This is a genomic window from Streptomyces sp. SID3343, from assembly GCF_009865215.1.
Taxonomy (GTDB): Bacteria; Actinomycetota; Actinomycetes; order Streptomycetales; family Streptomycetaceae; genus Embleya.
On record NZ_WWJX01000852.1, the window covers coordinates 1 to 358 of the forward strand.

Here is a 358-nt window from a genome sequence, read left to right on the forward strand (position 1 = left end):
GTCACCGGCCTCCCACGCGGCGCCGGTGGCGGCCAGCAGGAGCGCGGCGCGGCCGTGTGCGGCGTCCAGCAGGAGCGCGCCGGCGTCGGAACGGTGGCCCTCCGCGTGGCGCAGCGCGGCGCGCAGGCGAACGGCGCTACCGGAGCCGGCCGGCGACGCGCCGTCGTCGCCCGGGTAGTCGGCCTCGCCCGCGTCGGCGGTGTCGAGCAGGGTGCGGGCGCGGGTGGGGAAGCCGGCCTCCCACGCGGCGTACGCGGCGGCGACGAAGCGGCGGCGCGCCGCGCCGGTGTCGGCGGTGAGGCGGGCGGCCTGCTCCCACGTCGCGGCGGCGGCGCCCGCGCCGAGTTCGCGGCGGGTG

1 pseudogene is annotated in these 358 nt (G+C 82.7%); it reads right to left on the reverse strand.

The features are described from left to right. Nucleotides 1-358 (reverse strand): annotated as a pseudogene (locus tag GT354_RS26420) (hypothetical protein); the annotation flags it as partial.